This is a genomic window from Methylobacterium brachiatum (genome assembly GCF_020523825.1).
GTDB classification, from domain to species: Bacteria; Pseudomonadota; Alphaproteobacteria; order Rhizobiales; family Beijerinckiaceae; genus Methylobacterium; species Methylobacterium brachiatum.
In genome coordinates this window covers 1-21,996 of sequence record NZ_JAJALK010000025.1, presented here as the reverse complement: position 1 = coordinate 21,996, position 21,996 = coordinate 1, and the positions used below count along the sequence as shown (strand labels likewise).

Below are 21,996 nucleotides of genomic sequence, written 5' to 3'. Positions count from 1 at the left end.
TTTCAGACATCTATCAGAATATCGTCATTTTATAGAAACTTACGAATTTTGTGATTAGTATGTGCAGGGTTGGAACAGAAAAACGACAGTCACATTCAGCGGCGGCGACGCGCTTTCGTCAGGAATGCTTCAACGCCGCGCTTGTACTCCTCGCTATCCGCGAAGCTGTAAACTTCCATCCGCTCGGCGCGCGTGACGGCGGTGGCATCCTGCATCAGACGTCGGATCTGCTGCTTATGCGAGCGGGCAGCCCGAATGCCGCTCGCACAGATGTTCTCCACCGTCTCGATCGTGGCACGCTCGAAAGCCTCCGTCTGGACGACCCGGGACACCAAGCCTTTCTCGTGGGCTGTTTGGGCATCGAAGAGACGACCTTCGATCAGCAGTTCCGCGGTGACCGCCGGCCCGACAAGCTTGAATAGGCCTTCGGTCTCGCCGAGCGCCATCGGAAAGCCCATGCGTCCGACTGGAGCACCGAAGCGGGCGTCAGCGGCAGCGATCCGGATATCGCATGCGACGGCGATCTCGAGACCGCCGCCGAAGCAGGAGCCACGGATCGCCGCGACGATGGGCACGGGACAGGTGGCGATCGCCTCCAGGCAACCGCCGACATACTCCTCATGGAATCGAACCACCTGCGCGTGGGTCGCGCGCGTGGCGTGGAATTCGGAAATGTCTGCGCCCGCGGAAAACGCTTCCGGGGTCGCGCCGCGAATGACGATGCAGCGCATGCCATCGTCTCGGGAGAGGGCCCGCACGCGTTTCGCAAGATCCTGCCACATCAGGACCGTCAGCGCGTTGCGCCGCGCCGGTTGACTGATCGTTAGCGTGGCGCAGGAGCCAGACGTCTCCTCGAGTATCTGTCCGGTCATGTCGATCCGTTCTTCGTGACGTGCGGCTCAGGCTTGGATGTCCTGAGACAGCTTCAGCAGCTCGGCCGCTTCGGCACTCCGTCCCGCGTAATCCTTCCAGGTCGACGTGCGGGCGAGCGCCAGCCATTTCTCGAACGCGGTCTTATCGATCTCCTGCGCCTGAACCCCGGCCTTCCGAAAGACCTCGACGACCTTGTCCTCATCCGCCTTCGAGCCCGCCGTGCCGAACGGCTCCAGTTCGGCCCCCGCTGCCATGATCAGGTCACGCTCGCCAGACGTGAGAGAATCGAAGATCGCCTTCGACATCAGCAGAGGCTCGAAGGTGAAGAGGAAGGTGCGGTCGCGCGCTGTCGTCAGGTGCTTTCCGGTCTCCTCCAGGCGGAAGGAGATCATGCTCGTCGACGAGGTGACGACAGCGTCCACCACCCCTGTCTGCATCGCCGCATAGATCTCGTTCGACGGCAACGGTAGCGTTGCGGCCCCGGCGGCGAGGAGCAAGATGTCCATCTCGCGGGACCCGCCCCGAGTCTTGAGACCCCGCACGTCTTCGGGCACGACGATCGGGTTGGCGCGGGACACGACGCCGTTCGCCTGCCAGACCCAAGCCACGATAACGATGCCCTTCTCGGCCAGGAACGCGGCGAGCTTGCGCCCGACCGGCGCGGTCTTCCAAGCCGCACCCTGGGCGTAGGAGCCAACGACGCAGGCCATCAGCCCGATATTGAGCTCCGGGAGCTGGCCGCCGGCATAGGCGAGTGGGAAGAGGCTCAGGTCGAGCGCGCCCTTGCGAAGGGCTGCGAACTGCGCGTTGGTCTTCATGAGCGACGCGTTCGGATAGACCGTCGCCGTGAGGGCCCCCTCGGATCGCTGTCGCAACGCCGCGGCGAACTTCCGGCAGAGCCGGTCCCGAAAGTCGCCCTCCTCCTCCGAGCCACCTGGGAACTGGTGCGAGATTTTCAGGTCGCGGCCGGCCGCCACTTGCCGCCCAAGCCGGACGAGGGCCGGCGCCGCGAGGGCGGTGGAGAGCAGGGCGCGGCGCGTCTGCATGGTGTGATCCTTCACGAAGCGCGGGTCGATGTCGAACGGTGCGGTGAGGGTTCCATCAGGCCGGCCGCGGGTCGAAGGCCGCCTCCATCTCGCGGCGCAAGGCCACGACGGGATCGTCCGGCGCGAAGGCGACGTCGCCCCAGCGCACCCCGGTACCCATCGGCACGTCGCGGATCAGCCGCACCTGATGGGCCAGCCCGAGGGGCAGGTAACCTTCATCGAGGGAGTCTTTGGCTGGAATTTGCCGACCCCAAACGCAGTAGCCGCCTTCACCGTCGAGCGTTTCGCCGGCCTTCAGGTCGCGCTTGGCGATGGCCGCCACGTCGGCGCTGAAGCTAGTCGGGGCGCCGGTCGGCTGCCTGAGCAGGGCGGCCCAGGCCGCCGAGATGCCGAGTTCCAGGCCGCTGAAGTGGATCGGCCGGTACAGGGCCGCGTAGCGTCCGGTCGCGTCAGGCAGCATGTGGTACTCGCGAAAACATTCCCGGGTGTAGGCGCTGTCCTCCGCCGCCTCGACCACCACGAAGGTTCCGTGGGCGAGGTTGTGCGGAACGCTCGACCCGTCCCGGGTGAGGGAGGAGACGCATTCCGTTACCCCGGTAAATTCCAGGCTGCCGCCCTCCTCCTTCGGGCGCAGCACGTCGGCGAGTTCGAAGCGGCTCGCCGGCGGGAAGGCGAGGCCCTGCGACTGGGCCCAGAGGCCGGTCGCGTTGGCGATCGCGGTCGTTTCGATCGCTGACTTGGTCCCGTCCACGAAGCTATTGAACATCTTCGGGTTGATCGAAGACCGGTCCTCAATCTCGATCAGCCCCGGCAGGTTACCGAACACTGTGTCGGGCGTCGATTGGTGGAACCGCGGCAGGTAGCGGGTGCCCTTGCCGGCCGCGACCACCCGGAAGCCGCAGACGCGGGCCCAGTCGACATGCTCGCAGACGATCGCCGGTTGATCACCGTAGGCGAGCGAGTAGACGACGCCCGCCTGAGTGGCCTTCCGCGCGAGCAGCGGGCCCGCTACCACGTCGGCCTCGACGTTGACCATCACCACGTGCTTGCCGGCCGCGATGGCGGCGAGCGCGATGCGGATGCCGGTGCGCGGATCGCCCGTGGCCTCGATGATCACCTCAATGCCACCGGCCCGGATCACCGCGTCGGCGTCGTCCGTCAGGCAGGTCCGGCCGGTTCGGATCGCGTCTTCGCAGGAGTGGGCCGCGACCTGTTCCGCCGGCCAGTAACAGGCGGCGAGCTGACGGGCGGCCCGCCCCAGGTCGAGATCGACGACCGCGACGATCTGCATCCCCGGCGTCGTGCGGGCCTGGGCCAGGAACATCGTTCCGTATTTCCCGGCACCGATCAGGCCGACCGTCACCGGCTTTCCGGCGTCCTGCCGATCACGCAGTAATCGGTAGAGGTTCATCTCAGGCGTCTCCCCGCCGTTATCGGGCCGCCCGAAGCGGCGGAATCGCCAGGTTGACGTTCACGCTCTTCGTCTCGGTGAAGCTGTCGAGCATACCTTCGAGCGACATCTCGCGCCCGATACCGCTCTCCTTGATGCCACCGTAGGATTGGCCCAGCGCCTGCCCGCCGCCTTGGTTGACCTGGACCCACCCGGCCTCGACGGCGTGTGCGGCCCGCAGAGCGCGGCCGATATCGCGCGACCAGATGTAGGCGGCGAGGCCGTAATGGCTGTCGTTGGCCATGCGGATCGCCTCGTCCTCGTCCCGCCAGGGGATCGCCACGAGGACGGGCCCGAAGATCTCCTCCCGGGCGAGGCGCCAGTCGTTCGAGGTGTCGGCGAAGATCGTCGGCACCGCAAAGTAGCCGCGTGTCAGCGGCCCCTCCTTGGGCGGCAGGCCGCCGGTGACGAGCCGCGCCTCCGGACGGTTCAGCCCGTCTGCGACGTAGCCGCAGACCTTGGTGAACTGGCGCTCGTTGATGATCGCGCCGATGTCGGTCGTCTCGTCGAGGGGGTCGCCGATCCTGAGGGCCGCGGTGCGGGTCACGAGGCGATCGAGAAACGACTCGTAGATGTCGGCGTGCAGGAATAGGCGTGACCCAGCGGTGCAGGACTGGCTCTGCCGGGTGAAGCGCATGGAGGCGACGATCCCGTCGAGCACCCAGTCCTCGTCGGCGTCGGGATAGACGATGGACGGGCTCTTGCCGCCGAGTTCGAGCGGGACCGGGGCGACGCGCTCCGCGGCCGCCCGCATAATCGCCTTGCCGACGGCAGTCGAGCCGGTGAAACTGACCTTGCGCACGCGGGGATGGGACGCCAGGGGGGCACCGCATTCCTCGCCGTAGCCGGTCACGACGTTGATGACACCCGGCGGCAGGTGATCGTGGCAGATCCCGGCGATCATCAGCACCGCCAGCGGCGCGTCCTCGGCGGCTTTCAGCACGATGGTGTTGCCGGCGCAGACGGCCGGTGCGATCTTGAGGGCCGCGAGCTGAGCCGGAGCGTTCCAAGGCACGATGGCACCGACCACGCCGAGGGGCTCGCGCCGCGAATAGCTAAGTTGCCCCTCGCCGAGGGGAATCGTGACGCCCTTCAGCTCGCCCGCGAGGCCGCCGAAGTAGCGGAAGGCGTCGGCGACCATGCGCGCCTCGCCCCGCGCTTGCGTGCGCAGGGCGTTGCCGGTCTCGCTGGCGATCAGGCGCGCCAGCTCCTCCTGGCGCGCTTCGAGGGCCTCGCCGATGGCGAGCAGCCTCCGGCCGCGGTCGCGAGCCGCGACCCGGGCCCAAGCCGGGAACGCCGCCGCTGCGGCGTCGACGGCGCGGTCGATATCCACCTTCTCGCCCCGCGGTACCTCGCCGAGCGGCTCCCGCCGCCCTGGATTCTTGACCACGATGGTCCGGCCGGATACCGCCGGCTGCCAGGCGCCGCCGATCAGCATCTGCTTTGAAAGGATGGCCGGCTTGGGACCAGGCGCGGGACCGGACGCGGGCTGCGAATCGGACATGGTGTCTCCTTGAACCGTCGAGCGGTCAGGCGCGGGCGGCAGGCGATGTTGCGCCCTCGATCATGCGGATTACGGCGGAGTAATCGAGATCTCCGGAGCCGCCGCCGCAGAACAAGCCGTAGAGGGCCGTCGCCAGGGTTCCGAGGGGCAGGCTCGATCGCGTCTCGAGCGCCGCCTGCTCGGCGAGCCGCAGATCCTTGAGCATGCGGTCGGCCGCGAAGCCGTTGCGGTACTCGCGGCTCGAGGGGACGTTGGGCACCAGGCCGGGGACCGGCGGGTAGTTCACCAGCGCGTGGCAGCTTCCCGTCGAAGTCGAGACGATGTCCCGCATCGTCGCGGGGTCGAGCCCGAGGCGTTGGCCCAGGGTGTAGGCCTCCGAGACGGCGATCATCGAGATGCCCGCCAGGAGGTTGTTGCAGACCTTGGCGGCCTGACCGTTGCCAGCGATGCCGGCGTGGAAGACGTTGCGGCCCATCGCCTGCAGGACCGGTCGAGCCCGGTCGAGATCCGCCCCCTCCCCGCCGACCATGAACGTCAGCGTGCCGGCCTGGGCCCCCATGACGCCGCCCGAGACGGGCGCGTCGAGGACCGCAATCCCGCGCGCGCCCAGTTGCATGCAGCGCCCGCGCCTCCGCCACCGCGATGGTGGAGCAGTCGATCAGGAGGGCGCCATCCCGCAGCCGGGCGAGGGTTCCGTCCGGCCCGGTATGGATCTCCAGCACGTGGCGGCCGGTCGGGACCATCGAGATCAGGTATTCCGCCTCCCCGGCGACCTCTTGGCCGGCCGCGACGATCGCCGCTCCAGCCTCTCGCGCCTCCACTCGCGCCGCCTCGGCGATGTCGAAGGCGCGCACCGCATGGCCGGCCGCCACGAGGTTGCGGAGCATGGGCAGCCCCATGCGTCCGAGGCCGATGAAGCCGATCTGGGCCATGCTCTCTCCTCAAGGTGCACCACTGGGACTTCGCAACGAGCTGGCAGCCGCCCTCGGCCATCGGCCGGAAGGCGACCTCGGCGGGGATCGTCGCCTTGTAGGCGTAGTAATCTCACGGATACCTCGACTCGGCCGGCGCCTTGACGGTGAACAGGCGCATCGGGTGCATCTTGCGGCCGTCCGCGCGGATGTAGCCCTTGCCGAACAGAGTATCGTCGGTCGGCATCGTCTTCATGGTTGCGACGACCTTCGCGCCGTTGTTCGCATCGCCGAGCGCCTCAACGGCCTCGAGGTAGTGGAGGATCGACGCGTAGACGCCTGCCTGCACCATCGAGGGCTTGGCCCCCGAGCGCTGCGCCGCGAACCGGGCCGAGAAGGCCCGGGTGCCGTCGTTCATGTCCCAGTAAAACGGTGAGACCAGTGACAAGCCTTGAGCCAGCTGCAACCCGATCGCGTGGACGTCGGTGACGTAGATCAGGAGGCCGGCGAGCCGCTGCCTAGAGCCGCCGACGCCGAACTCTGCCGCCTGCTTGATGCTATTGACGGTGTCGCCGCCGGAATTGGCGAGCCCGATCACCTGCGCCCCAGAGGCCTGCGCCTGAAGAAGACAGAACGAGAAATCCGACGTGTTGTTGGGCGCCCGGACGCGGCCGAGGACTGTACCGCCGCTCGCCTGCACCATCCGCTCCGTATCGCGCTCGAGGGCGTGGCCTAAGGCGAAATCGGCGGTGAGGAAAAACCAGGTCTTGCCGCCGGTCTCGACCACGGCCTTCCCAATGCCGTTGGCGAAGGCCCAGGTGTCGTGGGTCCAGTGCACCGTATTCGGCGTGCAGGCCTTGCCGGTCAGGTCCGAGACGGCAGGACCTGAGGCGAGCATGACTTTGTTTTTGTCGCGGACGATCCGGCTTACCGCCAGCGCGGCGGCCGAGTTGGTAACGTCGGCGACCGCGTCGACACCTTGAGTGTCGAACCATTGCCGGGTGATCGTGGAGGCGCCATCGGCCTTGTTGCCGTGGTCGGCCACGAGGATCTCGACCGTCCACCCCCGCTCGCGCAGCCCGGAATCCGCGGCCGCGATGTGGGCGGCGACCACGGATCCAGGGCCGCCCATGTTGGCGTAGATCGACGATTGATCGTTGAGGACGCCGATCCTGACACTCTTCTCCGCCGCGGCGGAGCCGATGCCGATCAGGAACGCGGCGGCCGCACGGCATAAGGCCCGTGCCATCGCACAATCCTCCCTGGTCGCGGTCTGACGCCGCGCCATCAGTCCTGCGCCCGCTTCCGAGCGGTGGCGCGGGACTGATGGCGAAAAAAGCGCACACGCTTCCGACGGTCTATGTCAATTTCCGCACAACGCGTGCTCACGGATTCACAGATGGGAACGACGCACCGGTGGGATGATCTCCAGGCCTTCCTGGCCGTGGCCCGCGCCGGCCGGCTTACGGAGGCCGCCCGGGCCATAGGGGTCGAGCACACGACGCTCAGCCGCCGTATCACGCGGCTGGAGACGGCCCTCGGGGCCAAGCTGTTCGACCGGCGGCCGACCGGCTACGGCTTGTCGGCAGAGGGGGAGCGCCTGCTGCCCCGGGCCGAGGAAATCGAGCGGGAGGCCTTGAGCATCTGGCTCGACCGGGTCGATCCCGCAGTCGGCCTGACCGGCTCCGTCCGGATCGGCGCACCGGAGGCCTTCGGGACCTTCTGCCTCGCGGAGCGGATCGGCGACCTGTCGGCGCTGCATCCGGGCCTGTCGATCGAGCTTGTGGCGACACCGCGCGCGTTCAGCCTGTCGAAACGTGAGGCCGATCTGGCCATCGGCCTCACGCGACCGGCCACGGGGCGCCTGCGCGCGCGCAAGCTCGGCTACTACGAGCTGGGTCTCTACGGCGCTCCGGCCTACATCGAGCACCACGGCCGACCAGAAGGTCAGGCCGACCTGCAGCGACACCGCTTCATCGGCTACATCGACGAGCTCGTCTTCTCGCCGGAGCTCGACTATTTCACGGCCGCACTGCCCGGCCTGCAGCCGACCATCCGGATCTCGAACGTGATCACCCAGATGACGGCGACCCGGTCCGGAGCCGGCCTATGCATTCTTCCCTGCTTCATGGCGGACAAGCACTAAGACCTTGTCCGTCTCCTGCCGGGGAGCGTCCGCATCACCCGCACCTACTGGCTGCTCACGCACGCAGACATCGCTGATTTGAAGCGGATCACAACCGCCTCGGACTTCATCGCTACGGTCGTCCGTGCGGCCCGCTCGGCATTCCTGCCTTCGAGCGTTTGTCGTCTCGAATGAAGTTCTAACTGACAATTCATCGATAAACAGTCCACATTTTCTAATCAGATTGTCGATCTTCACTCTTCGCGACGTGGTAAGTCGACGTATAGTTTTGCAGAAATCAGCCAACTGTTCACAACTTCAAACGCCTATCCTTCTATTTGAGAAATTGTAGTGCAGGAACTCAATAAACAAACGTATTCTCTGGCTGAGATGCCGGCGGCTGCTATAGACAGCATAAATAGAGTCTTCGTTGCCAGTGTGGTATTCTGGGAGTACTTCGACCAAATGACCTCGACGCAACTCCTCAATGATTTGATATTCAGCTAATCGTACGATGCCACCTCCGGCGATGGCGAGCGACAACAGCATTTGTCCGGTGTTAGCTGAGATACCGGTCAATGGCTTCAGCCGCTTCTGCGCTCCATCGGCTTTTCGGACGTTCCAGATACTCCAAGAAACCGTCGAAGGAAAATTTAGGCACTCGTGTTTCACAAGGTCGGCCGGAGTACTGAGCTTGCCGCGCTCAGCAAGATAGGCCGGTGCGGCGCAGATGATCCACCGCGTGCTTGCAAACCGATTAACGACGAGAGACGAGTCTGCGAGCTCGCCGACGTGGATCGCGATATCGACACCTCCGTCGAGCAAACTGCTCGCATCCATGTTGAGAACGAAATCCAATCGCAGGGCCGGATGGAGTCGGCGAAACGCGGGCATCAGCGGTGCGAGCTGATGGGTCGCGAAGCTCGGCATTGAACGAATACGCAATGTCCCGCGCGCGGCCTTACCGCCAAGCACAGATGTCTCGGCCTCTTCGACAGCCTCGATAGCGCGAAGTGCGGAAGCATAAAAAATCTTCCCCTCCTCGGTAAGTGCCGGGGTGCGCGAAGACCTATTGAAAAGAATCACATCAAGACGCTGCTCGAGCCGTGTGATGAGCTTGCTCACCGCTGATGGCGTCATCGCCAGACTGCGGCCAGCAGCAGAGAACCCGCCATCCTCGACAGCGCGGACGAAAACGACCATTTCCCCAAGGCGATCCATAAATTCACCTGTGAAAATGTTTCACATCAGCTTCGCACTATGGGAAATGAAGTTGGGCTAGGCAAGGGGCTAACGTATGACATAGATTGATGTGGCGATCGGTTGATCAGACGTCAAAAGATCTGATATTTTTGCCGAACGGCTAACGAATTTTTTTCTTCTAAAATGAAACCCGGCTATACCGCCGGCGAATTATTTGCGAATACGTCGGTCTGCGACGAGGTCTTCGGAGTAGACTACTGAACGAGATAGGTTTTAATCTCGACGCGAGGCGATGTTGGTCTAGTCAAAAGCTGGCCAACTTTGGGTGCATGACGCAACGCAACGGTGGACTCGCCGTCATGGTGACACGCGGAGGAGCGCTGGACGGGTGCGACGTCGAGGCGGGAAGCCTAGCTCTCAAACGTCAGCCGTCCGTCCTGTACGGCGCTGATATCCGAAACGATTTGGGGCGTGTTATTCGCCAAAGTGGCTGGACGCGAGTTCTGCCCGTAGTGACCTCGTCATTGGTAGGATCAGGCTATGTAGCCGGCGCAATCGGGGCAATAAGCCCAAGCGTTCTACAGCCTTTCACTCGCCTGAGAGCGCACACCCCATTTGATGTGGTCTTGGATCTCAGCGCTGAGATACGTGACAAACACGCCGATGCGGTCGTCGTGATCGGCGGCGGCAGTGCGATCGACGCCGTCAAGATAGCGACTTTGGCCGCCAGCGTTGGCGTAAAGGATCAATCCGGCCTTCTTGCAATGAGGGCAATACCGGACGCAACCGGTGTACAGCAACCATCCCCCGGCGAACGCGCCGGTATCGCGATTATCGCAGTACCAACTACGCTTTCAGGCGCCGAATTCGGTCTGATCGGAGGTGCGACCCAGACCAATGTCGGCATCAAGCACCTCTATCGTTCGGATACTTTGGCGCCTGATATCGTAATATTCGATCCCGTGTTATCGATTGAAACACCCATTGATCTCTGGCTGACGACAGGTATTCGATCAATTGATCATGCTGTTGAGACTATCCTCTCTCGCGATGCAAACCCCTTTACGAACGCTCTTGCATTTGACGCGCTCGCGCTATTGCGACAGGGATTGTGTGCAACAAAGCAGAATCCCGCAAATGTGCCAGCACGCCACAAAGGTCAACTCGGCAACTGGTTAGCTGCTGCTGGGATCGGGCGTGTCCGGTACGGTGCCAGTCATGGAATCGGTCATCAGCTCGGAGCTGTTGCCGGCGTACCCCATGGCGTCACGTCGTGCGTCCTACTCCCCGCGGTCCTCGCCTACAACGCGGCCGTCACTCCTGGACGGCAGAAGGCAATCGCTTCCGCCTTTGGGCGAACGGACGTGTCAGCTGCAGAGGCCGTTCGGGATTTCATCAGCTCACTCGGCTTGCCTGTGCGGATATCCGAGCTCCAAGTCGACCGCCGAGATCTTATCAGAATAGCCGAGACTTCAATCGATAACGCCTTCGTTCGTGCGAATTTGAGGCCTATAACTACGGTAGAGGACGTACAGGAGATTTTGGAAACAGCTTGGTGAAATCGCGCTCATTGACGTAGACTTGTATAATAAAAATCCCAAGTCTGCTATCGAAGAAACCAAATGGGAGGTCATTCGTGAAGTCTTCAGTCGCTGTATTCGTCCTGGCTACTCATCTCGCGCTTACAGTTCCTACTGCGGCGCAGGTCTCAGGAGGCGTGGTCCGGATAGGCGTGCTGAACGACCAGTCCGGCATCTTCGCCGACCTGGGCGGCCAAGGCTCTGTGATTGCCGCGCGCATGGCGGTTGAGGAGGCCGGCGGTACCGTGCTTGGCAAGCCGGTCGAGATCATCGTCGGCGACCACCAGAACAAGCCTGACACCGGCTCGGCGATCGCGCGCGGCTGGATCGACACGCAGGGCGTCGACGCCATCTTCGACGTCCCCGCTTCGGCGACCGCGATTGCCGTCCAGGACGTCACCCGCGACAAGAACAAGATGCTGTTCCTGTCGGGACCCGGCTCCTCCGACTTCACTGGTAAGCGGTGCTCCCCGACCACGGTCCATTGGACTTACGACAGCTACGCCGACGCCAACGGCACTGCCCGGGCCCTTGTAAAGCAGGGCGGGGACACATGGTTCTTCCTCACCGCCGACAACGCCGGCAGCCACGCGCAGGAGCAGGACGCGACGGGCTTCGTCAAGCGGGCTGGCGGCACGGTGGTGGGAGCGGTGCGCCACCCGTTCGCAACGCACGATTTTTCGTCCTTCCTGCTGAGGGCTCAATCCTCCGGCGCCAAGGTGATCGGGCTGGCCAACGCGGGCACAGACACGATCACATCGGTCAAGCAGGCCAGGGAGTTCGGGATCACCTCGGGCGGACAGAAGCTCGCCAGCCTGCTCATGTTCATCACCGACATCCATGCCATCGGTCTGGAGGACGCGCAGGGCCTGGTGTTCACAGACTCGTTCTACTGGGACATGGACGACCAAACACGTGCGTGGTCGCGGCGGTTCATGGAGCGCCATGGCGGGCGGGCGCCCACCTCCGTGCAGGCGGGCGTCTACGGCGCCGTGCGCCATTACCTCAAGGCGGTCGCTGCGGCCGGGACCGACGAGACGACGGCGGTCGCCCGCAAGGTGAAGGAACTGCCAGTCGAGGACTTCTGGAGTGCGGGCTTCAAGATCCGGCAGGATGGTCGCCTCGTGCGCGACATGTACCTGTTTCAGGCGAAGGCCCCGTCCGAGAGCAAGGCAGCCTGGGACTACTACAAGGTCCTGGCCAAGATCCCGGGCGACGAGGCTTTCCGGCCGGTGTCCGAGGGGAGCTGCCCCCTCGTGAATCAGAACTGAGCGGTGATGCGGATGGCATTGCCTGTTCCGATCAGGGTTGCCTCGGCCGGAGGTGAAGCGTGACCCTGCATCCCGCTCTCGCCGACCTGCTCCGAGCGGTCCGCGATGGGGGCCGCCCGCCCTTCTCGGCCTGCGCGCCAGGGCAGGCCCGCACAGTCTTCGCCGCGGCCTGCGCAGCGTTGGGTACAGGGCCGGAGGTCGGCTCTGTTGACGATTTCGACATTCCGACCCGGGCCGGGGCGGTGCGGGGTCGTCTCATTCAGCCGCCCAAATCGCCCGACACCCCACCAGTCGGCCTGATCGTCTACGTGCACGGCGGCGGCTGGGTGGTTGGGACCCTGGATGATTACGGCGCGATCGCGCGCGCCCTGGTCGTGCGGACCGGGTGCGCACTGTTGATGGTCGACTATCGGCTCGCCCCCGAGCACCCGTTCCCGGCTGGTCTGGAGGACGTCCAGGACGCGATCGCGTGGGCTGTTGCCCACCGCAGCGACTTCCTCGAGCCTGGGCGCCCCCTCATCGTGGCCGGTGACAGTGCCGGTGCCAATCTCGCCACCGTTGCCCTGGCCGACGGTCGGGCTGGCGGATGGACGCGGGACGTGGCGCTGCAGGTGCTGTTCTACCCCGTCACGGATTGCGACCCGAACACGCCCAGCTATGGCCTGCCCGCGGAGGCGTTGTTCCTGACGCGCGCGGACATGCTCTGGTTCTTCCGGCACTACGCCCCGCCTGACCTTTGGCCAGACCCGCGGGTCTCGCCGCTGCGTGCGCCGGAGCTCGCCGGCCTCCCCTCAGCCTGGATCGCCACGGCCGAGTACGACGTGCTGCGCGATGAGGGCGAGGCTTATGCCCGCCGCCTCGAGGCAAGTGGGGTCGCCGTCAGGCTGCGCCGGTTCGACGGCATGGGCCACGGCTTCGTGCGGATGATGAACCACGTCGCGGAGGCGCACGCCGCCTTCGACGACGTCGCATGTGCCATCGCAGAGTGCGCGGTGGGCCGATCGGGAGGATTGGTATGACCGAACCAAACGCGAAGATTGAGTTGGACGCCGTCGTGGTCGGCGCGGGTTTTGCCGGGTTGTACACCTTGCACAAGCTGCGCGGGCTGGGTCTGCGCGTCAAAGTTCTGGAAGCGGGCAAGGGAGTGGGCGGCACTTGGTTCTGGAACCGCTACCCAGGCGCGCGCTGCGATGTGGAGAGCCTAGAATACTCCTACTCTTTCTCCGAGGCGTTGCAGCAGGAGTGGAATTGGCCAGAGCGCTTCTCAGCTCAACCCGACATCCTCCGGTACGCCAATCATGTGGCCGACCGGCTTGACCTGCGCCGCGACATCCTCACCGAAAGACGGGTCGCCTCCGCCACGTTCGACGACAGAACGCATTGCTGGACGGTCAGGACAGCCGGCGGCGAGGTATTCGAGGCGCCGTTCTGCATCATGGCGACGGGAAATCTCTCGCTGCCGCGGGTGCCGGACTTCCCAGGCCTTAAAACCTTCAAGGGCGAATGGTACCACAGTGGTCTGTGGCCGGAGGAAGGCGTCGACTTCACCGGCCGGCGCGTGGGCGTCATCGGAACCGGCTCGTCCGGTGTTCAGATGATCCCGATGATCGCCGAGCAGGCCGCGCACCTGTTCGTCTTTCAGCGCACGGCCAACTTCAGCGTGCCAGGTGTCAATCGCCCTATGACGCCCGACGTCGAGCATGGCCACAAGGCCCGCTACGCGTACTGGCGCGACGAGGCTAAGCGCACGCCCTTCGGCATCGCCGGGCACCCGCCTCCGTCCAAGACCGCACTAGAGGACACGCCGGAGGCACGCGCCGAAGTCTACGAGCGCAAGTGGGGCACCGGGGGCAACATCAGCTTCCTCTATGCCTACAAGGACCTGCTGACGGACAAGGCGGCCAACGACACCGCCTGCGAGTTCGTGCGCGAGAAGATCCGCAGCACCGTGCGCGACCCCGATGTGGCCCGTCTCCTCATGCCGAACGATCATCCGATCGGAACGAAGCGGCTGTGCCTCGACAACGGCTATTTCGAGACGTTCAACCGCGACAACGTCACACTCGTCGATGTCCGCTCCGATCCGATCGTCGAGATCACGGAGCGGGGGCTACGAACCAAGACGTGCGAGTATGAGCTTGACGCTGTCGCATTCGCCACCGGCTTCGACGCGATGACCGGGGCGCTGCTGGACATCGACATCCGGGGCGCGGGCGGGCTGCGACTCGCCGACAAGTGGGCGCACGGGCCGCGCACCTACCTCGGGCTGATGACGGCGGGTCTGCCAAATCTGTTCATGATCACTGGGCCAGGCAGTCCGTCGGTGAAGACGAACATGATCGCCTCCATCGAGCAGCACGTTGATTGGATCGCGAACTGCGTCGCGCACCTGCGGCGGGAAGGGATCAGGCTCATCGAGGCCGACGTGGCGGCCGAGGACGCGTGGGTGGAACATGTCAACCAAGTCGCGGACTCGACGCTCTACCCGCTCGCGAACTCCTGGTACGTCGGCGCCAACATCCCCGGCAAGCCACGGGTGTTCATGCCTTATGTCGCCGGGCTCGATAAATATCGGATGATCTGTGATGCGGTTGCCACAGAGAGCTATCGTGGTTTTAAGCTGGCTGAAGCCTAAGGCGGGTACGACGGCCTGCTGCTCCAGGCCGTCAGCACCTATTCGACGTGGATACGATCACTTTGCTCGGTGTTCACCTTGTCCGACAGCAGCTCCGACTACATCCAGAGGGAGCGTCACCGACCACGCGCGTGGCCTCCGCCCGATCAGGCGCAGGAAGATCCGGCTCCGCTGGCTGTGGCGCAAGCCGTCCTCGTGCGAATGGCTGAGCACAGCCCGGAGCATCGGCTTTTGGAACGGCGCCACGGCCAGCTGAATGGCCGGCTTGGGTGCAATGTAGGCGGCCCGAGTTGGCCGAAGGCAGTGATTCCGCTTTCAGCACTGAATGTACACATTCGGCCGTCCGGCGCTGTGCGTGAAGAGCAGCGTGATGGCAGAGCATCACCAGCACCACAGCAGCCAGACTGTCCGCACCAGCATCGCGCTCTGGAGCTACTCATGCGACCAGCGGTGGGGGGCTGGTCTCGCGACCGACCCCCGCGCACTCACGCGAACATGTCGGGCTGGGTCTCTGCGATGTGGTTGTACAGCGTCTGGAAGTGCAGCCAGCCGATATAGTCGCTGCCCACGTGCTCGCGGCTGTAGCGGGCGGTCTTCTCCGAGAGGAGCTGCGGCTTGATCCCGGAGGCTTCGACCAGGAGCTGCTGCTGGCAGGCCCGCTCAAGGGCGATGAACCAGAAGGCCGCGTCGTCGATGCTGTGCTGCGAGCAGGTCAGCAGGCCGTGGTTCTGATGCAGCACGCCGCGGTTGCGGCCGATCTGCTGCGCCACCGAGAGGCCGCTCTCCTTCTCCACCGCCACGGCGCCCGCCGAGGCGCCGATCACCGCGTGGCTGTTGTAAAAGGCAGCCGCGTCCTGGCTGATCATGTCCAGCGGCCGACCGGTGGCGCACCACGCGGTTCCGTAGGTGGTGTGCGCGTGGCACATCGCCATGACTTCCGGATACTCGTCGTGCACGGCGGCGTGCAGCACGAAGCCCGCGCGGTTGATGGCGTGGCGCCCCTCGACGACCCGGCCCGTGTGGTCGGCCAGGATCAGGTTCGACATCCGAACCTGCGAGAAGTGCACGCACATCGGGTTGGTCCAGTACAGCTCCGGCCGCTCGGGATCACGGATCGTCAGGTGCCCGGCAAAGCCGTAGTCGAAGCCGTGCATCGCGAAGGCGCGGCAGGCAGCCACGAGGTGCTTCTTGCGGTACTCGCGCTCCTCGGCGTGGTTGGCGAATTCGAGGATCTCGGGGAAGATCAGGCCGGCCTGCTCGGGCTGGTAGATCGAGGTCCGCTTGCGGCCGGCATCGTCGTTGGGCAGGTCGAGGGCGGCGACCGCGTCGTGGGAATGATCGTCCAGCATGGCGTATCCTTTCGTCTGGTTGTGGAGGGTTGGGGACGTCAACGGTTGACGAGGCGCTTGGGCAGCGTGAGGGCCAAGAAGCTGCCCAGGGCGAGGCACGCGGCGAGGGTGTAGACGCCGAGGCTCGTGGACTTGGTGGCGTCGATGATCCAGCCGATCAGGTAGGGGCTTACGAACCCCGCGAGGTTGCCGACCGAGTTGATCACCGCGATGCCGGTAGCGGCGGCCGCCCCCGCCAGGATGGCGGTCGGCAGGCACCAGAACTGGGCGAGCGTTACCAGCACGCCGATGGTCGCCACGGTGAGCGCCGCCTCGGCAATGACGAGGTCCGTGCTGAACCGAATGCTGGCCAGCCAGCCCGCCACCCCGAGGAGTCCCGGCACCACGATGTGCCAGCGCCGCTCCCGGGCCGCGTCGGACAGGCGCCCGACCGTGACCATGGCCACCGCGGCGGCGCCGTAGGGCAACATGGTCAGAAGGCCGATTTTCATCGGGTCGGCGACGCCCGCGCCCTTGATCAGGGTCGGCAGCCAGAAGCCGACGCCGTAAAGTCCCATAATGAAGAAGAAATAGATCCCGCAGAGCAGCCAGACCCAGCTGCTGGTGAAGCCGTCGCGGAAGCGGTGCGCGGTCACCCCGGCGGCGTCGGCCGCGATGTTGCGGGCGAGCAGCGCCTTCTCGTCGGCGCTCAGCCACTTGGCCTTCTGGATGCCATCGTCGAGATAGGCCAGCACGCAGAAACCCAGCACGAGGGAGGGCAGCGCCTCGATTAGGAACAGCCACTGCCAGCCGGCGAGGCCGCCCGTCCCGGAAAAGGCGTTCATGATCCAGCCGGAGAGCGGGCCGCCAACGAGGCCGGCGATCGGGATGCCGGTCATGAACAGCGCGATGATGCCGCCGCGGCGCTCGGACGGGTACCAGTAGGTCAGGTACAGGATCACGCCCGGGAACAGCCCGGCCTCGGCGAGGCCGAGGAGGAAGCGCAAGACGTAGAACCACGTCGGCGAGGTCACGAACATCATGGCCGCCGAGATCACCGCCCAGCTCAGCATGACCCGGGCGATCCAGATCCGGGCGCCGACCTTGTGGAGGATCATGTTGCTCGGCACCTCAAACAGGAAGTAGCCGATGAAGAAAATTCCGGCGCCGAGGCCGTAGACCGTCTCGCTGAATTGCAGATCGCTTAGCATCTGCAGCTTGGCGAAGCCGACATTGACGCGGTCGAGGTAGGCTGCGACGTAGCAGGCGAACAGGAACGGCACGAGGCGCCACGTGACCTTGCGATAGACCCGCGTCGTCTCGTCGATACTGGGATCGACGAGGGTCATGACCCCCTGTGCCATCGTGACGCCTCCCTAGACTTATCGTTTCGCAGCCCGTCTTCGCGGTGCGCCCGGCACTATCGTTCCTCATCGATTCGTTGACAAACGACGATTTTTCACGCTTTTGGTGAATCCAATTCACTGATCATCGCATGCGTCGGATCCCAAGCTTTCACGCCCTGCGGGCCTTTGAGGCGGCGGCTCGGCTCGGCAGTTTCGCACGGGCGAGCGAGGAACTGCACCTGACGCCATCGGCGGTGAGCCATCAGATCCGGGCGCTGGAACGCTGGTTCGGACGCGGCCTGTTTCGGAGGGCGAACCGCCAAGCGACGCTTACCTCCGACGGCCAGCGCTTGCTGGCGGGGCTGTCGAATGCTTTCGACACAATCGAGGCGGTCTGCGCGGAACTCAGCCCGCCGCCGCCCTCCTCGCTCGCCGTCCACTGTACGCCGAGCTTCGCGGCGAAGTGGCTCGGGCCCCGGTTGCCCGCTTTCGTAGAGACGCATCCTGGCATCGCCATCCGCCTCTCCACCAGCGCCGACCCGGTGGATCTCGGACGGCACGAGGAGATCGACATCCTGATTGCCTACGGCCGCCCACCGCGAGGGCCGGGCTTGACCGTCGTGTCCCTCGGGCCAGAGGAGATCGCCGCGCTCTGCACGCCGAGGGTCGCTCGCGCGGCCGGCTCGGTCCGGCGCGGGACTTTGGAGCAATTCACCCGGCTGGACTCGTCATTCAGCCCGGTGCGCTGGCCGGACTGGTTCGCCCATAATGGGCTGCCCGCCCCAGTCGGGACTGCCGGGGCGGCTTTCGACCGGGGCTCACTCGTGATCTCGGCGGCAGTCCAGGGGCTCGGGGTGGCCTTGGAAACCCTGCGGTTCGCGCACGACGAGGTTGAAGCCGGTCAGCTCGTGCGCCTAGGAGGCGACCGGCTCCGGAGCCTGCACCGGGACCTTCATTTCATCTGCTACCGCGAGCGCGACGGGACCCTGGAGAAAATTCAGGCCTTCCGCCGCTGGCTTCTGGACGTGGAGGAGGCGAGCCGGGCGGATCGGCCTGCGGCATCGGCCTGATGTCGGGTGTGCCGGGCCTCAGGGTCCCTTTAGCCAGAAGGCATCGCCGGCCGCCTCGGCCTGCCGGGTCAGGAAGTCTGAGACCAAGCGGACACGCGGTAGGTCGCGGGTATCCGCGTGAGCGACCAGCCAGTAGGCCCGGACAATGCGCACCGCCTCGGGCAGGACAGCCACGAGGTCCGGGCAGGTGCGGGCCAGGAAGTGCGGCAGGACAGCGAGGCCGGCGCCGCCGCGCACCGCCTCCAGTTGGGTAATGACGTTCGAGATCCGCGCCTGTGGGTGGATCGCCGGCGAGACCTGCGGGAGGTAGTTGAGTTCGCTCGTCCAGAGCAAATCCTCGACGTAGCCGACCCAGCGATGACCCGGCAGGTCGTCGGTCGATCGGATCGCATCGGCTAACTCGGTGTAACCCCGCGCCGCGTAAAGGCCGAGGGCGTAGTCTACGAGCTTGCGGGCGAAAAGCCGACCGGTTTCGGGCCGGGTCATTCCGATTGCGAGGTCGGCCTCCCGCTTCGACAGGCTGAAGCTGCGCGGGTTGGCCACCAGCTCGATCTCAAGCCCCGGCTGGGCCGCACAGAGTTCGGCGAGGCGCGGGGCCAGGAAGTAGGTCCCGAACGCCTCAGGCGTGCCGACCCGCACGGTGCCGCCGACCTGATGCACATCCGCGTCCAGGCGCGCACGCAGTGTGATCGCCATGCTCTCCATCCGCTCCGCATCCACGAGCAGCCGCTCCCCGTCATTGGTGAGGGCGAATCCGGACGGGCGGCGGTCGAACAGGCGCGTGCCGAGGGCGCCCTCCAGGGCCGATAGGCGGCGGCTCAGGGTCGAGTGGTCGATACCCATGCGCTGGGCCGCGATCGTCAGCCGCCCCACTCGGGCGACGGCGAGGAAGGCGCGCAGGTCGTTCCAGTCGAAGTCTGGCATCGGAGGCCGCAGAGCCCTGCATGGGAATTCACGCACGGCGCCCTTGCAATCCTTCGCATGGGCGTGCGCAGATCCGAATGATAATTCCGATCTCGCGACAAAGTGCAAATGCGGCGGGCAATAAGCCTACGTCAGACCGCTGATCGCCGAGGGAGATCGCGACATGTCCTTGTTTTCCAAGCTACAGCTGCGCGCCAGCGAGGGCCGGCCCGTCCGGGTCGGCCTGATCGGGGCCGGCAAGTTCGGCTCCATGTACCTGTCGCAGGCGCCGCGCACCCCGGGTATCCACCTGATCGCGGTGGCCGACCTGTCGCCGGACCGGGCCCGCCAGTCCCTGCGGCGAGTGGGCTGGGACGAGGCCCGCTTCGCGGCACGCGGGATGGAGGAGGCCGCACAGGCCGGCACCACCTTCGTCACCGAGGATGCCGACGCGATGATCGCCAGCCCCTTCCTGGACATCGTCATCGACGCCACCGGCAGCCCGGCCGCCGGTATTCATCACGCGCTGTGGGCCTTCGCGCACGGCAAGCATATCGTGATGGTCAACGTCGAGGCCGACGTGCTCGCCGGGCCGCTGCTCGCCCGTCGGGCCGCCGAGGCCGGGGTAATCTACTCCATGGCCTCGGGCGACCAGCCGGCGCTGATCGCCGAGCTTGTCGACTGGGCGCGCACCATCGGGCTTGAGGTGATCTGCGCGGGCAAGGGCACCAAGTATCTCCCGGCCTATCACGCCTCCACACCCGACACGGTCTGGGGCCATTACGGTTTCAGCGCCGAGCAGATCGCGGGGGGCGACTTCAACCCGCAGATGTTCAACTCCTTCCTCGACGGCACCAAATCGGCGCTGGAGATGGCCGCGGTGGCCAATGCCTGCGGGCTCAACCCTCCGCGCGACGGCCTCGCCTTCCCGCCCTGCGGGGTCGACGACCTGCCGAGCGTCCTGCGCCCCGTGGCCGACAAGGGAATCCTGGCCGAGCGTGGCACCGTCGAGGTGGTCTCCTCTCTGGAACGGGACGGCCGGCCGGTGTTCCGGGACCTGCGCTGGGGCGTCTACGCGGTGTTCGAGGCCCCGAGCCCCTACGTGCGCGACTGTTTTGCCCAGTACGGCCTCAGGACCGACGACACCGGCCGCTTCGCCGCCACCTACAAGCCCTACCATCTGATCGGGCTGGAACTCGGGATCTCCGTGGCCTCCATCGCGGTCCGCGGAGAGGCCACGGGCGCCACGGGCGATTGGCGCGGCGACGTTGCGGCCACCGCCAAGCGGGCCCTGCGCGCGGGTGAGCGCTTGGACGGCGAAGGCGGGTTCACCGTCTACGGCAAGCTGATGCCTACGGCTGACGCTCTGGCGCAGGACGCCCTGCCGATCGGGCTCGCCCACAACATGGTGCTCAAGAACGACGTGCCCGCCGGCCGGGCCGTGCGCTGGAGCGACGTCGCGTTCGACGCCGGCCAGGAGGCGATCTGCGTCAGGCGCGAGATGGAGACCCTGTTCCGGCGGGAACTGGGCGTCGCTGACGCTGCGCGGAAGGTCGCTTGAGCGCCTACCGCGCGCCCTGATCGGGAACCCGTCCCGCACGCCCGGCGGGGCGGGCCGCAGTCACGCATTACCGCGACAGAGCCCGTCGAACGGGCCGATCGGAGGAAATCATGGACCGTGTAGCCAGCCTTGGCCTGAATGCGCGCGTGGCGGAGACGAACGTCTACCGCAAGATCACGTGGCGGATCATGCCGTTCATAGTCGTCTGCTACCTGTGCGCGTATCTCGACCGGGTGAACGTCGGCTTCGCCAAGCTCCAGATGATGTCGGATCTCGGCTTCAGCGATGCCGTCTACGGCTTCGGGGCCGGGATATTCTTCATCGGCTACTTCCTGTTCGAGGTGCCGAGCAATCTCGCCCTGCACCGCCTAGGCGCCCGGGTCTGGATCGCCCGGATCATGATCACTTGGGCGATCATCTCGGCCCTGACGCTCCTCGTGGCGACCCCGCTCCAGTTCTATGTGGCGCGGTTTTTCTTGGGGCTCGCCGAGGCCGGGTTCTCGCCCGGCATCATGCTCTATCTGACCTACTGGTTTCCGGCGAAGAAGCGTGGCTTCGCGCTGGGCTTCTACTACATCGCGATCCCACTGGCGGGCGTTGTCGGTGGACCGGTCTCGGGGTTGATCCTGGAGCACTTCGCAGGCTCGACCGTGATGAAGGCGTGGCAGTGGCTGTTCCTACTGGAGGCAGCCCCCTCGCTGCTGGCTGGGATCGCGGTGCTCTTCTTGATGGTCGATAAGCCCGAGCAGGCGTCGTGGCTGACCGAGGCCGAGAAGGCGGAGGTGAATGCCGAACTGCGCCGAGAGGATGGCGAGAAGATCGTGCACGGCTCCTCGGCGGCCTTCCTAAGAGTCCGTCCGAGAAGTCAGGGTGATCGGGCGAGGCGTCTGACGAGGATCATGACGGCTGCGGCGTAGAGGAAGGCTCTGGCGGAGGCGAGGGTCGCTTCCGCATCTTTCCAGAGGCGCCGGTTGCGGCTGATCCAGCCGAAGAACCGTTCAACGACCCACCGGCGTGGATGGACAGCGAAGCCGACCTGATCCGGAGGCTTGCGCACGATCTCGATGGCAATGATCGTCGCGCTCGCTGGCTTGTCGCCAGCATAGCCGGCGTCGGCGAAGGCCTTGGTGATGAACGGGAAGCTTCGGCGTGACAGGCGCAGGACCGGAATGGCTCCGTCCCGGTCTTGC

Annotated in this window: 18 protein-coding genes and 2 pseudogenes; 8 read left to right on the top strand and 12 right to left on the bottom strand. The window is 65.6% G+C overall.

The features are described 5' to 3' along the window. Nucleotides 1–95 precede the first annotated feature (95 nt). From LGR69_RS29495 to LGR69_RS29470, 7 genes and pseudogenes are all read right to left on the bottom strand, one after another. Nucleotides 96–872 carry an enoyl-CoA hydratase/isomerase family protein gene (locus LGR69_RS29495; RefSeq protein WP_230368292.1) on the bottom strand — a complete coding sequence of 259 codons (777 nt, stop codon included), beginning with the start codon at nucleotides 870–872 and terminating at the stop codon, nucleotides 96–98. 27 nt (nucleotides 873–899) lie between these two features. Then, on the bottom strand, nucleotides 900–1,919 hold the full coding sequence (dctP, locus tag LGR69_RS29490; protein WP_230368291.1) for a TRAP transporter substrate-binding protein DctP: 1,020 nt from the start codon (nucleotides 1,917–1,919) through the stop codon (nucleotides 900–902). A gap of 55 nt (nucleotides 1,920–1,974) precedes the next feature. Continuing rightward, nucleotides 1,975–3,330: an NAD(P)H-dependent oxidoreductase gene (locus LGR69_RS29485; protein WP_230368289.1), complete on the bottom strand. Its 1,356-nt coding sequence runs from the start codon at nucleotides 3,328–3,330 to the stop codon at nucleotides 1,975–1,977. A gap of 19 nt (nucleotides 3,331–3,349) precedes the next feature. Continuing rightward, nucleotides 3,350–4,873 carry an aldehyde dehydrogenase family protein gene (locus LGR69_RS29480; RefSeq protein WP_230368287.1) on the bottom strand — a complete coding sequence of 508 codons (1,524 nt, stop codon included), beginning with the start codon at nucleotides 4,871–4,873 and terminating at the stop codon, nucleotides 3,350–3,352. 25 nt (nucleotides 4,874–4,898) lie between these two features. Beyond that, a complete protein-coding gene (locus tag LGR69_RS32125) occupies nucleotides 4,899–5,264 on the bottom strand; it encodes an NAD-binding protein (RefSeq protein WP_307355854.1) in 366 nt (121 codons plus the stop codon). Nucleotides 5,265–5,381: 117 nt separating this feature from the next. Continuing rightward, nucleotides 5,382–5,760: pseudogene (locus LGR69_RS32120) on the bottom strand (NAD(P)-binding domain-containing protein); the annotation flags it as partial. Nucleotides 5,761–5,833: 73 nt separating this feature from the next. After that, nucleotides 5,834–7,033: pseudogene (locus LGR69_RS29470) on the bottom strand (ABC transporter substrate-binding protein); the annotation flags it as partial. Between the two features lie 150 nt (nucleotides 7,034–7,183). Between LGR69_RS29470 and LGR69_RS29465 the strand changes: the two are divergent. Then, nucleotides 7,184–7,930: a LysR family transcriptional regulator gene (locus tag LGR69_RS29465; protein WP_230368286.1), complete on the top strand. Its 747-nt coding sequence runs from the start codon at nucleotides 7,184–7,186 to the stop codon at nucleotides 7,928–7,930. A gap of 297 nt (nucleotides 7,931–8,227) precedes the next feature. Here LGR69_RS29465 and LGR69_RS29460 read toward each other — a convergent pair whose 3' ends face one another. Next, complete coding sequence (locus tag LGR69_RS29460) at nucleotides 8,228–9,130, bottom strand: LysR family transcriptional regulator (RefSeq protein ID WP_230368285.1); 903 nt, start codon at nucleotides 9,128–9,130, stop codon at nucleotides 8,228–8,230. A 311-nt stretch (nucleotides 9,131–9,441) separates the two neighbouring features. Between LGR69_RS29460 and LGR69_RS29455 the strand changes: the two genes are divergently transcribed. The 4 genes from LGR69_RS29455 to LGR69_RS29440 all read left to right on the top strand — a co-directional run bounded on the left by LGR69_RS29455 (nucleotide 9,442) and on the right by LGR69_RS29440 (nucleotide 14,598). Further along, complete coding sequence (locus LGR69_RS29455) at nucleotides 9,442–10,671, top strand: iron-containing alcohol dehydrogenase (RefSeq protein WP_307355823.1); 1,230 nt, start codon at nucleotides 9,442–9,444, stop codon at nucleotides 10,669–10,671. A gap of 173 nt (nucleotides 10,672–10,844) precedes the next feature. Then, complete coding sequence (locus tag LGR69_RS29450; protein ID WP_307355820.1) at nucleotides 10,845–11,963, top strand: ABC transporter substrate-binding protein; 1,119 nt, start codon at nucleotides 10,845–10,847, stop codon at nucleotides 11,961–11,963. 59 nt (nucleotides 11,964–12,022) lie between these two features. Further along, entirely contained in the window at nucleotides 12,023–12,982 is a 960-nt protein-coding gene (locus LGR69_RS29445; protein ID WP_230368284.1) for an alpha/beta hydrolase, read from the top strand. Next, entirely contained in the window at nucleotides 12,979–14,598 is a 1,620-nt protein-coding gene (locus tag LGR69_RS29440; RefSeq protein WP_230368283.1) for a flavin-containing monooxygenase, read from the top strand. Before LGR69_RS29445 ends, LGR69_RS29440 begins: the two co-directional genes overlap by 4 nt. A gap of 485 nt (nucleotides 14,599–15,083) precedes the next feature. Here the strand turns inward: LGR69_RS29440 and LGR69_RS29435 are convergent, their stop codons facing one another. Together LGR69_RS29435 and LGR69_RS29430 are read right to left on the bottom strand one after the other, a co-directional pair. Then, a complete protein-coding gene (locus LGR69_RS29435) occupies nucleotides 15,084–15,947 on the bottom strand; it encodes a class II aldolase/adducin family protein (protein ID WP_230368282.1) in 864 nt (287 codons plus the stop codon). 38 nt (nucleotides 15,948–15,985) lie between these two features. Next, nucleotides 15,986–17,290 carry an MFS transporter gene (locus tag LGR69_RS29430; RefSeq protein WP_230368281.1) on the bottom strand — a complete coding sequence of 435 codons (1,305 nt, stop codon included), beginning with the start codon at nucleotides 17,288–17,290 and terminating at the stop codon, nucleotides 15,986–15,988. A 131-nt stretch (nucleotides 17,291–17,421) separates the two neighbouring features. On the opposite strand from LGR69_RS29430, the gene LGR69_RS29425 reads away from it, so the two are divergent. Continuing rightward, on the top strand, nucleotides 17,422–18,342 hold the full coding sequence (locus tag LGR69_RS29425; protein WP_230368280.1) for a LysR substrate-binding domain-containing protein: 921 nt from the start codon (nucleotides 17,422–17,424) through the stop codon (nucleotides 18,340–18,342). Between the two features lie 18 nt (nucleotides 18,343–18,360). Here the strand turns inward: LGR69_RS29425 and LGR69_RS29420 are convergent, their stop codons facing one another. After that, the gene (locus tag LGR69_RS29420) at nucleotides 18,361–19,266 is read right to left on the bottom strand and encodes a LysR family transcriptional regulator (protein WP_230368279.1); all 906 of its coding nucleotides are present in this window, start codon (nucleotides 19,264–19,266) and stop codon (nucleotides 18,361–18,363) included. Between the two features lie 163 nt (nucleotides 19,267–19,429). Here LGR69_RS29420 and LGR69_RS29415 point away from each other — a divergent pair, with 163 nt between their 5' ends. Both LGR69_RS29415 and LGR69_RS29410 read left to right on the top strand, forming a co-directional pair. Continuing rightward, complete coding sequence (locus LGR69_RS29415) at nucleotides 19,430–20,806, top strand: NAD(P)H-dependent oxidoreductase (protein WP_230368278.1); 1,377 nt, start codon at nucleotides 19,430–19,432, stop codon at nucleotides 20,804–20,806. Nucleotides 20,807–20,916: 110 nt separating this feature from the next. Next, nucleotides 20,917–21,723 (top strand): MFS transporter, encoded by an 807-nt coding sequence (locus LGR69_RS29410; protein ID WP_230368277.1) that lies wholly within the window; start codon nucleotides 20,917–20,919, stop codon nucleotides 21,721–21,723. Here the strand turns inward: LGR69_RS29410 and LGR69_RS29405 are convergent. Next, the coding region (locus LGR69_RS29405) for a transposase (RefSeq protein WP_230368276.1) at nucleotides 21,672–21,996 on the bottom strand (325 nt) is incomplete at its 5' end. The two genes, LGR69_RS29410 and LGR69_RS29405, sit on opposite strands and share 52 nt — an antisense overlap.